Below are 12,937 nucleotides of genomic sequence, written 5' to 3'. Positions count from 1 at the left end.
GACTCCTGGCCAAACCGTGGTGGCGGCAAGCCTAACCCGGTCGTGCCAGTTCCGACACTTCCAGCACCTGGAAGATGCGCGCACCATCCCAGCGATAGATCAGATGCTGCGCCTGCGTGCAGGGAGCCACCACGTCCGGCTGGAACGCCGCGACGCATTCGCCGCCGACGTGGCGCGCACTGTCGAACACGAGGCCATTGGAACCTGCGTCGCGCAGCTTGCGCGCCAGCGCCACACTGGCCACGTAGCTGTCCGGGTCATGTTCCGCTGGCCAGCCACCGCGAAGGTCATGCAGGCGGCTGTCCAGCTGGGTGCGGTAGCAACGCATCTGGATTTCGCAGGCGGGTTCGTTGGTGGCAGCGAGAAAGCGCTCGCGGTGGTAGACGGTTTCCTCGACCGCGGTGGCCACGCTGTGCCCGGCGTAGAACACGCCCCAGCTGCCGTCGGAGAATCGACTGCCCTCGGGATTGAGGTGGGTGAACGCCGCCATCACCGGGGTCGAGCCCGGGCCGCTGAGGCGACGCTCCTTCGGCACCTGCTTCAGCGCACCGGCCTCTTCGCGCAGGCGCGGATTGGTCATCGCCTCCAGCGCAAACACGGCCTCCAGGTCCGCCGGATCGGCGACGCGGTCGTACACGCCGACCGTGGGGAAGCGACTGGGCACGATGCGGTAGGCCTGGCTCCAGCGGATGCGTTTGACGGGCGGCAGGTCGGTCGGCATGGGGATCCCGGATCGAGCAGGGTGAACTCCCTCCCCCTGCTCGCAGGGGAGGGTTGGGAAGGGGTTGCTCCTGATGTGAGAGCAAGAGCTTTACCCCCTCCCAGCCTCCCCCTGCAAGCAGGGGGAGGAGCAGTGCACGCAGACCTTTTGTCTCTAGCGCGCTGGGGGAGGAGCAAAGCATGCGGCTTGTCTGTCTCGCTGAGCGCGACGCGCGGCACAGCGGCGTTTATCCGCGTTGCGCATCCAGATACTGGCGCACGACATACAGGTCGGAGACGTTGCCTGACAACATGCGCTGCAGCGCCGAGTGGCCGCCGAACAACGGCGCCGTGTTCGGCTTGTGCAGCCAGGCATCGGCTTGTTCCGGGTCGGGAAACAGGATTTGCAGGGCCTGCCAGATGCCGAGCAGGTAGCTGATCCGCTCCAGCGTGTCGCGACCGAGCGCCGCTTCGCGCTCGCGCTTCCACTTGTAGAAGGTCGACTCCGGCGGATCGCCGAGCAGCTTGCGCTGGTCGGCGATGCGCAGCTTCCATTGCTCGGCGATGCGGAAGAAGGTGCGCAACGCGGGACCCGCCAGCTCGTCCGTCGGCGCGGTATGACGTGGCGAGATCTCTGGGACACGGTTGGCGTGGACATTCATGGCAAGATGCTCTCGCTGTGAAGTATATGGATAATCTACTACATATTTGGAGCAAACGCCATTCATCACCAATGCCCGCGAAGGCCGTCCGCTCATTTCGCCTTGGCACAATCGCAACCGTAATCCGGCTCCGGCCCGCCGTCGGCAATGAAGTGGTCGATGCGCTTTTCCAGCACCGGCAACGGCACCGAACCGGTGGACAGCACGGTGTCGTTGAAGTGGCGGATATCGAACTTCGGGCCCAGCGCCTTTTCTGCCTTGGCGCGCAGCTCGCGGATTTTCAGATAGCCCAGTTCGTATGACAGCGCCTGGCCGGGCCAGCTGATGTAGCGATCCACTTCGTTGGCGATCTCGCGGTCGGACAGCGCGGTGTTGACGGTGAGGAAGTCGATCGCCTGCTGCCGCGTCCAGCCGAGGTGGTGGATACCGGTGTCGACCACCAGCCGACAGGCTCGCCACATCTGGTAGGTGAGGAAGCCGAACTTCTGGTACGGCGTCTTGTAGATACCCATCTCGTTGCCGAGGTATTCGGAATACAGGCCCCAGCCTTCGCCATAGGCGGAAATGTAGCCGTTGCGGCGGAATGCCGGCTGGCCCTTTCGTTCCGCCGCCAGTTCCAGCTGCAGGGCGTGGCCCGGATAGGACTCATGCAAGGTCAGCGCGGGCATGTTGTACAGCGGCCGCGACTTCAGGTCGTAGGTGTTGACCAGATAGACGTCCGGACCACCGCGGCCGGAGGTGTAGTACGGCGCGATATCCGCCGGCACCGGCTTGATCGTGAAGCGCGCGCGCGGCAGGTGGCCGAAGAACTTCGACATCTTGCCGTCGACTTCCTTGGCCACCCAGGCACTCTTGTCGAGCAGCTCCTGCGGGGTCTTGGCATAGAACTGCGGATCGTTGCGCAGGAAGGCCAGGAACGCCGGGAAGTCGCCCTTGAAGCCGCTGTCCTTCATTACCGTGAGCATTTGCGCGTGGATATTCGCCACCTGGTCCAGACCGATCTGGTGGATCTGGTCAGGCGTCAGGTCGAGCGTGGTGTATTCGCGGATCTGCTGGCGATAGAACGCCTTGCCGTCGGGCAGCGCCTCGGCTGCCAGCGTGGTGCGCGCCTGCGGCACGTATTCGTCGCGGAAGAACTTCAGCAGCTTGGCGTAGGCGGGAATCACCTCGTCGCGGATCTGCTGCAACGCCTGGCCCTGCAACGCCTGCGCCTGGTCGGCGGGGATCGATGCCGGCAGGTGCTTGAACGGTGCGTAGAAGCTGCTGCGAGTCGGGTCCTTCAGTTCGGCCACCGCGGCAATCGAGACGTCGCGCCCCTTCAGCACCTCGCGCGGCACACTGAAGCCGCGCTTGAGGCCGAGCCGCATGTTGGCGATCTGCTGATCAAAATAGGCCGGGATCTGGGCCAGCCGATCGAGGTATGTGCGGTAGTCGTCGGCGCTGCGCAAGTGATCGCCGCCCAGTTCGTAGCCGATATCCGACCAGAACGCCGAGTCGCTGTTGAACGGCATCTGCCAGTTCTTGAACTTCTGGTCGGCCAGCAGGTTGCTGATCTGCGCGTAGTACACCTCGAAGTTGACCCGGTTGGTCGGTGACAGCTGCGCCACGTCGAGGCCGTCGAGCTGTTTCAGCACGCCCTGCCAATACTCCAGACGCCGCTGCTGGCTGGCGGCACCGACATCGTCCAGTCGGCCGTTGTCCGGCGTGGCAGCGGACTGGTCGGTCCCGGGGTGGCCGGTGCGCCAGGCCCATTCGGTGGTGTAGATGCGTTTGAACTGCGCATCCGCGCCGCCATCGGCCGAGCCGGCCGGTGCAGCCGCAACGGGGGCCGGCGACAGCAGGCCAAGCGCCAGCATGAGCAAGGCGAAACGAATGATCCTCGGGGTGATATTCACACGGGCTCCTCGGCAAGACGTGAAGAACGCCGGATGAAGGCATGCGCCGCGCCGGGCAGCTGCCGTCATCCGGACAAGCCAGTTCAGCGTAGCGCGGCGGCGGCCGCTTGAACACGCCGCTGGCTCAGTACAGGTCGACCTTGTCGACGCCGACGGCGCGCAAGTAAGCGGCCAGGTCGCGCCCCGGCGCATCGACGAACTGCTCGCCGGTGGCGACGCCGACATCGATGCGGTCGGGGCGGAAATTGCGGAAATCCCCGCGCAACCGGCACCACGCGCCCAGCGTCCACTTGCCGCCCCAGAACGACAGGCACAGCGGTTCGACTTCGCGCGTGCTGGCCTGACCGGTCTCGTCGCGGTAGTCCAGCCGCAGCACCTGGTTGCCCACGATGGCCGCGTGCAGCTGGTCGATCAGGGTGGCGAAATCGTCACGGTGCTGGTCGCGCCAGACCGGCGCGAAGATGCGCGTGGTGCCGGCCTGTTCACGTAAATCCGGCGGCAACACGGCCTCGATCTTCAGCAGCGCGGTCCGCGCGCTCTCGGCCAGCCGACTGCCGGCAAAAGCGCGCACGAATCGCGATCCGACCACCAGTGCCTCGAGTTCGTTGGCGTTGAACATCAGCGGCGGAATGTCCGAGCCCTTGCGCAACATGTAGCCCACGCCGGCCTCGCCCTCGATCGGCACGCCGGACAACTGCAGGTCGGCGACGTCGCGGTACACGGTGCGCTGCGACACGCCCAGGGTCTGCGCCAGCGACCGCGCCTGCAGCGCGGTGCGACGGCCGCGCAGGGCGTGGATGATGAGAAACAGGCGGTCGGCGCGGCGCATGCGCGCATCATCGCCGACGCGCCGGGGCGCGGCCAGCGGCAAAGGTCATGGCTGACCCTTCGCGCGCTCGAACCGGCACTGTGCTGGATCATTCCGATTGCTTGGCCGCCAGGGCCGCATCCGCTTCTGCCGCACGTCGCATTGCCGGGCGCGAGGTCACCCGCTCGATGTAGCTGCGGATCACCGGCAGCTCGGGCACCAGTTTGAACTGCGTCATCCAGTTAAGCGCCGTGCCGTACAGTACGTCGGCCGCGCTGAAGGTGTCGCCCAGCAGGTACGGGCCACGGCCGAGCTGATCGGTGAGCGTGCCCAGCATGGTGTCGAAATCCCCGTACGGCGAAGTCGAGGGCGGCGCCGGCTCACGCTGCATCGACTTGTCGATCACGGCCGGTTCGAAGCATGAGCCGTAGAACACCATCCAGCGCAGATACGGTCCGCGCAAGGGACCACCGATCACCGGCGCCAGTTTGCTGTCGGGATAGAGATCGGCCAGATACATCATCACCGCGGGCTGCTCGGTCACCAGCGCGTCGCCATGACGAATGGCCGGCACCTTGCCCATCGGGTTGACTGCCAGGTATTCGGGCTTGCGCGTGTCGCCCGCCTTGAGGCTGAGTACATGCATGTCGTAGTCCACCCCCAATTCCTCGAACAGCGCGCGGGTGGCACCGGAGCGGGATTGCGGGGCATGGAAGAAGGTAACGCGGGGTGGGTTGGACATGGCCATGTCTCCGTCGGGAAGAAATCAAGGGTCGGGAACCGGCACGTCATGCGGCAACGCTTTCGCCGATGCACCACGACGGCAACTGCGCGTGCTTGAACAATCGATACCAGTCTTCACGATCGCTCGGACTGTAAAGGTCCAGCGTGTGGATCACCTCGCGCGCAAACTCGACGCTGCCCAGATGACTGGCCGTGATCACGCCGCCGTCGCTGACCGCCAGCACCTCGGCGTCGTATTGCGCGGCGCCACGATACGAAGGCACTTGACCAGCGATCTGGCCGGACCAGTTGCCGGTGTGGCGGCAATGATCAAGCAAACCCGCGCGCGCCAATGCCAGCACGCCGCTGTCGATGCCGGCCACCGGCGCGCCGGCGGCATGCACCTGGGCAATCGCCGCCACCGCCGGCTCGCCCTGACCGCGCTGCCACAGATGGCCTCCCGGCACCATGAGCAGGGCCGCGCTTGCCGGATCAAGCTGATCGATGACCAGCTCCGGCTGCACCCGCAGGCCGCCCATCGAATCCACGGCCGCGGACGAAAAGCCCACCGTGCGCACCTGCCACTCACCGGGCCGGCGGATCTCGCACAACGCCAGCGCACACTGCCAGTCGGCAAAGCCGTCAAAAACCAGGAAATACACCGTATCGCGCATGTCGCTTCCTCCTTGCTTGGAACGACAGCCTGGCCACCCCCTGCTGCCAACGTGCTGTCAGCAGGAAGCAATGCTCTTCCGAACACCGAACACCGAACACTGAACACCGCGCAAAACCATTCGCCCACAGGGTGGGCTCCCACATGCGGGTCAATGCGACAATACGCATTCACACCGCCTCTGGACCAGCCATGAAATCCATCTCCCTGACCCAGTTCCTGATCGAGGAACGCCGCGCCGATCACATCAACGCCGAGCTGTCGCTGCTGATCGAGGTGGTGGCCCGCGCCTGCAAGCGGATCGCGGTGGCGACCAGCAAGGGCGCACTGGGCGACGTGCTGGGCATGGCCGGCAGCGAGGGTGCGCAGAGCATCAACGTGCAGGGCGAGGCACAGAAAAAGCTGGACGTGATCTCCAACGAGATCCTGCTCGAGGCCAATGCCTGGGGCGGCCATCTGGCCGCCTGCGCCTCGGAGGAAATGGAAGATCCGCAACAGATTCCCGACATGTACCCGAAGGGCAACCACCTGCTGATGTTCGATCCGCTGGACGGCAGTTCCAACATCGACGTCAATATTTCGGTCGGCACGATCTTCTCGGTGCTGCGCTGCCCCGATGGGGTCACGGCACCCAAGGCCGAGCACTTTCTCCAGCCAGGCACGGAACAGCTCGCGGCCGGTTACGTGGTGTATGGCCCGGCCACCGTGCTGGTGCTGACCTTCGGCCATGGCACGCACGAATTCACGCTGGACCGGGAGGTCGGCAGCTTCGTGTTGACCCGGCGCGGCATCCGCATCCCGCCGCAGACCGCCGAGTTCGCCATCAACATGTCCAACCAGCGCCACTGGCAGGCGCCGATGCAGCGCTACATCAGCGAACTGCTGGCCGGCAAGACCGGCCCGCGCGGCAAGGATTTCAACATGCGCTGGGTCGCCTCGATGGTGGCCGACGTGCACCGCATCATCACCCGCGGCGGCGTGTTCTATTACCCGCTGGACGCCAAGATCGAGAAGCAGGGCGGCAAGCTGCGCATCATGTACGAAGCCAATCCGATGGCCTTCATCGTCGAGCAGGCCGGCGGCGCGGCGACCAACGGCCAGCAGCGGATCATGGAATTGCAGCCCACCGGCCTGCATCAGCGCGTGCCGGTATTCCTCGGCTCGAAGGACGAAGTCGAGGTGGCCACCAACTACCACCTCGAAGCAATCGTCACCCATTGAGGACGTAGGGCGGGCTCTGCCCGCCGGCTCTTCCGACCATTCCGACTTGCGATGCAGGAACCGGCGGGCAGAGCCCGCCCTACCGCACTTGGCTGCCGCGCAATGCCGTTGTAGCGTGGGCGGATTCCCCGAGCCGGAGTCCTCCATGCGGAAACGCGCCCTGCTTTGCGCCCCGTTGTGTCTGCTGCTGACCACGCTGGCAACCTCGGCGATCGCCGATCCGAAACCGGTCGATCCGCGAATCGAGCAATTGCTCACCGACCTGGGCAAGGCGCAGTCCATCCATGCCGTGGCAATCTCGCCCGATGGCAAGCGACTGGCCTGGGTCATCGAACGCGATGGCCGCCCGGCGGTCGAAGTGGCGGCCGCCGACGGTAGCGGCGCGCACCCGGTGAGCGCGGCGAAGAAGCCCGGCACCTGCGCCGAATCGGGCATCGCGTGGGCACCGGATTCGCGCCATCTGGCCTTCATCTCCAACTGCAAGGTCGACCTGACCAGCACGCGGGTGATGCACAACACCATTTACCTCGCCGACACCACCGGCCACGACACGCCCGCGAGTCTGGCCGAACTGGACGGCTACGTGCGGGCGTTGCAATGGACCCGAGACGGCAAGTCGCTCGGCTTTCTCTACGTGGCCGGCGCCACCCGCCATGCCAGCGCGGTCGCGGCCGCAAAGCGGCCTTCCGGCGAGATCGGCGTCAGCGGCGTGGAAGTGCAGCGCGTGGCCAGTATCGACGTGCCGGGCGGCAAGCTGCGCGAACTGACGCCCGCAAACATCTACGCGTACGAGTTCGACTGGTCACCGGATGGATCGTCGATCGCGTACACCGCGGCCAAACCGCCGGGTGACAACAACTGGTGGATCGCCAATCTGTATGTCCAGCCGGCGCAGCCCGGCGCCACGGCCAGGTTGCTGGTCGATCCTTCCGACCAGAGCACCGGTTCCCTGCACGGCCTGCAGATGGCGCTGCCGCGGTGGTCTCCGGATGGATCACGGATCGCCTTCATCGGCGGCCTGATGAGCGACCAGGGTGCCACCGGCGGCGATATCTACGCGGTGCCGGCCAAAGGCGGCGCGCTCACCCACCTGACCTCGGGCATCCGTGTCACGCCGAGCTGGCTGGCCTGGACCAGCCCGCAGTCGATGCTGGTCAGTCAGATTAGCAACGGACAGAGCGAGCTGGCGAACTACCGCGTGAGTGCGGACGCGGCCCGGCAGCAGAAACTGTATTTCACGGTCCCGGCGCGCATCGGCGACGGCAGCGCCTCGATGGCGGTGTCGCTGTCCCACGATCACCGGCATCTTGCCTTCGTGCAGAGTTCCTACACCAGCGCTTCCGAAATCCACGCCGGCGCACTGGGCGAGGTGCCGCCACCGCCCGTCACCTCGCTCAACGCCGCCTTGAAGCCGTCATGGGGCAAGGCCGAAACGGTGGAGTGGAACAACGAGGGTTTCCACAACCAAGGCTGGCTGCTGTACCCGGCGAACTACGATCCGGACAAGACCTACCCGATGATCGTGGTGGTGCACGGCGGTCCGGCCAGCGCGGTGATTCCGCGCTGGCCGGGTGTGGGCTATGGCGCCGTGCCGTTTTCGGCGCTGGGCTACTTCGTGTTCATGCCGAATCCGCGCGGCAGCTTTGGCCAGGGTGAGAAATACGTGCAGGCCAACCGCAAGGATTTCGGCCATGGCGACCTGCGCGACATCCTTGCCGGCGTTGATGCAGTGGAGAAAATCGTACCGGTTGATGACCAGCGGCTCGGCCTCACCGGCTGGAGCTACGGCGGTTTCATGAGCATGTTCGCGCCGACCCAGACCCAGCGCTTCCGCGCCGTAGTGGCGGGCGCCGGCATCTCGAACTGGCAGAGCTATTACGGCCAGAACCTGATCGACCAGTGGATGCCGCCGTTCTTCGGCGCCACCGTCTACGACGATCCGGCGGTCTATGCCAAGAGCTCGCCGATCAACTTCATCAAGCAGGTGAAAACGCCGATGCTGATCGTGGTCGGCGACCGCGACGCGGAGTGCCCCGCGCCGCAATCGTTCGAGATGTGGCACGCCCTGCGCGCCCAGGGCGTGCCCACCTCGCTGGTGGTCTATCCCGATGAAGGCCATCACTTCGTCGACCCGGCTCACCAACGCGACGTGCTGCAGCGTGCGCTGGAATGGTTCGGCAAGTACCTGCCCCCCAGCAGCTGATCGACGACCCCTCTCGGCGGATACCGTTCCGCTGATGAACCGCATCTTGACGCGTCATTGCCGTCCCAACACGCACGATCGCCTCATACTTTGGATCACACCACGGGAACTGATCGCATGAGTGAACACGCCAGTCTCTCCCGATACGCGCAGATCGGCGCGTTCCTGCTGCGCTATCGCAAGGCCGGCCTGTTCAACGGGCTGGACCTGGACGTGCAGGAGACCACCCTGGCCGAACAGGCCGGCCAGGTAGCGGAAGGTCGACCCGAACAGTTCGTCGACGACCTAGAAGCGCTTGGACCAACCTTCATCAAGATCGGCCAGGCTTTGTCGACCCGGCCGGACATGGTGCCACCGGCCTACATGAACGCGCTGGAGCGCATGCAGGACAATGTCGCGCCGGTGCCGGTCGAGGAGGTGCGCGCGTTGATCGAAACGGATCTTGCTGCGCGCATCAGCACCTTGTTCGGCAGTTTCGATGATGAGCCGCTGGCCGCGGGGTCGGTGGCGCAGGTGCATGCTGCAACCCTGCGCGATGGTCGCGCGGTCGTGGTGAAGGTCCAGCGTCCGCATATCGCGGAGACCCTGCGCGAAGACCTGGCGATCCTCGAGAAACTTGCGGGCGCGGCGGAACGGATGACCGAAATCGGGCGACGCTACGGCTTCGTGGATTGGGTCAACGAATTGCGCCACAGTCTGGCGAACGAAATCGACTTCGAACTCGAGGCAGAGAACCTGCGCCGCTTTGCCGCCAATCTCAAGAGCTACCCACGGCTGTACGTGCCGCAACCGCTTGACGACTTCACCACCGCGCGCGTGCTCACCATGGACCGGGTCAGAGGCATCAAGGTCACTCATGTGCCGCCGCTGCATCGCATCGAGCATCCGATGAGTGCCGAGGCCGGCGAATTGATGCGCGCCTATCTCGACCAAGTGTTCGTGCACGGCCTGGTGCACGCCGACCCGCACCCGGGCAACGTGTTGCTGATGGACGACCAGCGACTGGCCTTGTTCGACCTGGGCATGGTCGCGCGATTGCCGCCGCGAACCCGCCGCAACCTGCTAAAGCTGCTGCTTGGCGCGATCGGCGGCAATGCCGACCAGGTCGGCGAGATCAGCGAAGCGATGGGCACCCCGCTGGAGGACTTCCAGCATGGCGCCTATCGCCGCCAGATCGATCAGCTGGTTTCCGGCTACACCGGGTTGCAGGAGGCCAAACGAGGCTACTCGGAAGGGCGACTGGTTCTTGAACTGGCGCGGGTCGGCGCAGGATGCGGCCTGCGACCGCCGCCGGAACTGGGCATTCTCGGCAAGACCTTGCTCAACCTCGAGGCGGTGACCAACGCGCTGGATCCCGCCATGGACGTGCGCTCCCTGGTGGAACAACACCTGCAACAGGTATTGCGGCAACAAGCACTGAGCTCGATGTCGCCGGCCAACCTGGCCAGCGAGTGGCTGGATATGCAAGAGCTGGCTCGACACACCCCGCAACACATGGCCGCCATCCTGCGCACGTTGGCCGAGAACCGGCTGCGTGTGCGTGTCGACGGCCTGGAAGAGTCGCGCATGATGGAAAGCATGCAGAAGATTGCCAACCGCGTCGCCACCGGGATCATTGTCGCGGCACTGGTTGTCGGCGCGGCTTTGACGGCGCGTATCGAAGATGGGGAGCGACTTTTCGGCCTGCCTTATCTGTCTGTACTTTTCCTCGCGGTGGCGGCCGTGCTCGGTATCAGCCTGCTTCTCAGTGCACTGCGAAGGGACCGGATGGTGCAGCGTGCCGCCGACCGCGAATCCGACTGACGATCGACGCACCGCAAAACAGGGGGCATAGCGCTCTTTGGAGGTCTGGTGTCACTCCGGTGGATCCTTGCGGCGGGTTTTGGTGACCGCGCCGAGGATGCCGGCGCCGAGCAATACCACGGCGCCGCCAACAATCCACTCGACAGGCACGTGCACCAGCGTAGCGATGTAGGCAAGCCCGCCAATGACAACGATCATGCCAATAAGGTAAAGCGCGAATGAGGACATTGATGACTCCTGTGCAGGAAGGTGCACCCGATCAACGTGGTGACCATTCCGCACAGTGCAGCCCATTCGTCCTCACAAGCGCGTGAAGAGCCGGCGGCGATCCATCCGTCCGGCGCTCCGTGCTCAGCGGTAGTAGCCGCGCAGCTCGTCGGCAAATGCCGGCTCGGCGAAGTTCGGCCAGTGGTCCTTGTCGAAGCCCGGTGCATCCTTGAGCCGCTCCTTGCTGACATTGAGGACAAGACATTTGTTCTCTGCGTCGACGGCCAACGCTTCCCACGGCACCGCAAACAGCTTGTCACCCATGCCAAGGATGCCGCCGAAGGAGAGCACGGCGTAGGCAACCTTGCCGGAAGTGGTGTCGATCATGATGTCCTTGAGGTCCCCCAGCGAATCGCCTTGGGGGTTCTTGATGGCGTCGCCGGAAAGGGTGGACGCGGAGAGAAAGCGGGGTGAAGTGGCCATGCGGGATTTCCTCGGAGAGGCACCATGCCATTGGCACAGGTGCTGTGGGGGGATTCGAAGCCTGCAGGGTCGGGCGTGAATCTTCGGTGCCCACCGGATGGCCTGCGCACGACCTGCACCTAACAAGGTCGCTCGCAAGCCGCTTGCAGACCCGAATCACACAAGCCGATCCGAATGAATGACGTCAGAACAATTCACCCTGCGGCGATGCCTTGCGCGGCGGGACGAACCGTGTGATGTCGAGTGTGAGGTCGCGGGCACGGGCGAAACCGTGCTTGCGGCATGCGACGTCGAAGCGGCGACGCAGCATTTCGGCGATCACGCCGGAACCACGCATGCGGGTCGCGAAGTTGCTGTCGTAGTCAAGCCCGCCGTTCATCTGCTGCACCAGGCTCATTACGTGGGCGGAGCGCCGCGGGGCGTGCAACGCCAACCATTCGCGGAACAGCGCCTTCAGCTCGTGCGGCAGGCGCAGGGTGGTGTAACCGGCGCAGTCCGCGCCCGCCTCCGCCGCGCGCGCCATCACCGCTTCCATGTCGTGGTCGTTCAGGGCCGGAATGATTGGCGCCACCAGCACGCCGACCGGGACCCCCGCTTCGGCCAGGGCGTGGATGGCCTTGATCCGGCGATGCGGTGCGCTGGCGCGGGGCTCGAGTTTTGCGGCCAACCGGTTGTCCAGCGAATTGACTGACACGAATACCTGCACCAGGTTCTCACGCGCCATCCGCACCAGCAGATCGAGATCGCGTTCGACCATGGCGTTCTTGGTGACGATGGTGCATGGATGGTGGCAATCGGCCAGCAGTTCCAGCGCGGCACGGGTCAGGCGCCAGCGCTTTTCGATCGGTTGGTAGGGATCGGTATTGCTGCCGATGTTGATCGGACTGACCACGTAGCCGGGCTTGCCCAGCTCGGACCGCAACACCTCGGCCAGGTTGCCCTTGGCGCGCAGCTTTGTCTCGAAGTCGAGCCCGGGCGACAGGTTGAGATAGCTGTGCGACGGGCGCGCAAAACAGTAGATGCACCCGTGCTCGCAACCGCGATACGGATTGATCGCCTGGCTGAATGCAATGTCCGGCGAGTCGTTGCGGCTGATCACGCTTCGCGCCCGCTCTTCGCTCACCTCGGTGCATGGACGTGGTGAGTCCTGATCCAGCAAGAGGCTTTGCCAGCCATCGTCCTCGGCCTGATAGCGGATGCTTTCGAAACGGCCTTCGGGATTCGAAGCGGCACCGCGGCCCTTGTGTGGACGGGTCACGGCGTGCTGCTCCGGTGGCGTCGGCATGGGTGGCGAAGCGGTCATGCGCGCAGTGTCGTCGGTCGCAGTCTCAACCGTCGCGACATTCCGGCCCGACCGAGGGGTCGATTCGCCGGCCCGGCCACCATCGTTTCGCGCATCAGGCACTTCTGCATCTTGCCGGTCACGGTCATCGGGAAGCGGCCACAAAGTCACCGGACACCCGCTGCACGCGTTCGTCACGGTTAATGCACAACACAAGAAGGACTCTTGCGCAGCGTGGCGTGGAACACACGCGCAACCGCAAGCGACCATTTCCGCTC

The 12,937-nt window shown here is 65.0% G+C and carries 12 protein-coding genes; 3 read left to right on the top strand and 9 right to left on the bottom strand.

Going from position 1 to position 12,937, the window contains the following annotated elements; genetic code table 11:
- Positions 1 to 31 precede the first annotated feature (31 nt).
- The 6 genes from AC0L58_RS16385 to AC0L58_RS16360 form a co-directional block, all read right to left on the bottom strand.
- Entirely contained in the window at positions 32 to 721 is a 690-nt protein-coding gene (locus AC0L58_RS16385; protein ID WP_473685307.1) for an RES family NAD+ phosphorylase, read from the bottom strand.
- A 226-nt stretch (positions 722 to 947) separates the two neighbouring features.
- Entirely contained in the window at positions 948 to 1,361 is a 414-nt protein-coding gene (locus AC0L58_RS16380; RefSeq protein WP_473685305.1) for an MbcA/ParS/Xre antitoxin family protein, read from the bottom strand.
- A gap of 92 nt (positions 1,362 to 1,453) precedes the next feature.
- Positions 1,454 to 3,217: a DUF885 domain-containing protein gene (locus tag AC0L58_RS16375; protein WP_473688768.1), complete on the bottom strand. Its 1,764-nt coding sequence runs from the start codon at positions 3,215 to 3,217 to the stop codon at positions 1,454 to 1,456.
- A gap of 163 nt (positions 3,218 to 3,380) precedes the next feature.
- The gene (locus tag AC0L58_RS16370; protein ID WP_473685303.1) at positions 3,381 to 4,085 is read right to left on the bottom strand and encodes a helix-turn-helix transcriptional regulator; all 705 of its coding nucleotides are present in this window, start codon (positions 4,083 to 4,085) and stop codon (positions 3,381 to 3,383) included.
- A gap of 88 nt (positions 4,086 to 4,173) precedes the next feature.
- Complete coding sequence (locus AC0L58_RS16365) at positions 4,174 to 4,806, bottom strand: glutathione S-transferase family protein (protein WP_473685301.1); 633 nt, start codon at positions 4,804 to 4,806, stop codon at positions 4,174 to 4,176.
- A gap of 46 nt (positions 4,807 to 4,852) precedes the next feature.
- Entirely contained in the window at positions 4,853 to 5,461 is a 609-nt protein-coding gene (locus AC0L58_RS16360) for a DJ-1/PfpI family protein (RefSeq protein WP_473685299.1), read from the bottom strand.
- A 191-nt stretch (positions 5,462 to 5,652) separates the two neighbouring features.
- Here AC0L58_RS16360 and AC0L58_RS16355 point away from each other — a divergent pair, with 191 nt between their 5' ends.
- The 3 genes from AC0L58_RS16355 to AC0L58_RS16345 all read left to right on the top strand — a co-directional run bounded on the left by AC0L58_RS16355 (position 5,653) and on the right by AC0L58_RS16345 (position 10,687).
- Positions 5,653 to 6,681 (top strand): class 1 fructose-bisphosphatase, encoded by a 1,029-nt coding sequence (locus AC0L58_RS16355; protein WP_473685297.1) that lies wholly within the window; start codon positions 5,653 to 5,655, stop codon positions 6,679 to 6,681.
- A gap of 145 nt (positions 6,682 to 6,826) precedes the next feature.
- A complete protein-coding gene (locus AC0L58_RS16350) occupies positions 6,827 to 8,884 on the top strand; it encodes a S9 family peptidase (RefSeq protein WP_473685295.1) in 2,058 nt (685 codons plus the stop codon).
- Between the two features lie 117 nt (positions 8,885 to 9,001).
- Positions 9,002 to 10,687, top strand: a complete 1,686-nt coding sequence (locus AC0L58_RS16345; protein WP_473685293.1) for an ABC1 kinase family protein — start codon at positions 9,002 to 9,004, stop codon at positions 10,685 to 10,687.
- Positions 10,688 to 10,738: 51 nt separating this feature from the next.
- Here the strand turns inward: AC0L58_RS16345 and AC0L58_RS16340 are convergent, their stop codons facing one another.
- From AC0L58_RS16340 to AC0L58_RS16330, 3 genes are all read right to left on the bottom strand, one after another.
- Entirely contained in the window at positions 10,739 to 10,915 is a 177-nt protein-coding gene (locus AC0L58_RS16340; protein WP_473685291.1) for a hypothetical protein, read from the bottom strand.
- A 123-nt stretch (positions 10,916 to 11,038) separates the two neighbouring features.
- The gene (locus AC0L58_RS16335; protein ID WP_473685289.1) at positions 11,039 to 11,377 is read right to left on the bottom strand and encodes a PRC-barrel domain-containing protein; all 339 of its coding nucleotides are present in this window, start codon (positions 11,375 to 11,377) and stop codon (positions 11,039 to 11,041) included.
- A 184-nt stretch (positions 11,378 to 11,561) separates the two neighbouring features.
- A complete protein-coding gene (locus AC0L58_RS16330; RefSeq protein ID WP_473685287.1) occupies positions 11,562 to 12,680 on the bottom strand; it encodes a PA0069 family radical SAM protein in 1,119 nt (372 codons plus the stop codon).
- Positions 12,681 to 12,937: the final 257 nt, after the last annotated feature.

Source organism: Rhodanobacter sp. G2-10 (assembly GCF_055809185.1).
The sequence above is the reverse complement of the archived record's forward strand: the minus strand, read 5'-3'. Positions and strand labels throughout refer to the sequence as shown.

Coding starts and splice junctions, on each gene's coding strand:
- AC0L58_RS16370 (WP_473685303.1), bottom strand. CDS start 4,085: ATGCGCCGCGCCGACCGCCTGTTTCTCATCATCCACGCCCTGCGCGGC.
- AC0L58_RS16365 (WP_473685301.1), bottom strand. CDS start 4,806: ATGTCCAACCCACCCCGCGTTACCTTCTTCCATGCCCCGCAATCCCGC.
- AC0L58_RS16340 (WP_473685291.1), bottom strand. CDS start 10,915: ATGTCCTCATTCGCGCTTTACCTTATTGGCATGATCGTTGTCATTGGC.
- AC0L58_RS16335 (WP_473685289.1), bottom strand. CDS start 11,377: ATGGCCACTTCACCCCGCTTTCTCTCCGCGTCCACCCTTTCCGGCGAC.
- AC0L58_RS16345 (WP_473685293.1), top strand. CDS start 9,002: ATGAGTGAACACGCCAGTCTCTCCCGATACGCGCAGATCGGCGCGTTC.
- AC0L58_RS16355 (WP_473685297.1), top strand. CDS start 5,653: ATGAAATCCATCTCCCTGACCCAGTTCCTGATCGAGGAACGCCGCGCC.
- AC0L58_RS16360 (WP_473685299.1), bottom strand. CDS start 5,461: ATGCGCGATACGGTGTATTTCCTGGTTTTTGACGGCTTTGCCGACTGG.
- AC0L58_RS16385 (WP_473685307.1), bottom strand. CDS start 721: ATGCCGACCGACCTGCCGCCCGTCAAACGCATCCGCTGGAGCCAGGCC.
- AC0L58_RS16350 (WP_473685295.1), top strand. CDS start 6,827: ATGCGGAAACGCGCCCTGCTTTGCGCCCCGTTGTGTCTGCTGCTGACC.
- AC0L58_RS16380 (WP_473685305.1), bottom strand. CDS start 1,361: ATGAATGTCCACGCCAACCGTGTCCCAGAGATCTCGCCACGTCATACC.
- AC0L58_RS16330 (WP_473685287.1), bottom strand. CDS start 12,680: ATGACCGCTTCGCCACCCATGCCGACGCCACCGGAGCAGCACGCCGTG.
- AC0L58_RS16375 (WP_473688768.1), bottom strand. CDS start 3,217: ATGCTGGCGCTTGGCCTGCTGTCGCCGGCCCCCGTTGCGGCTGCACCG.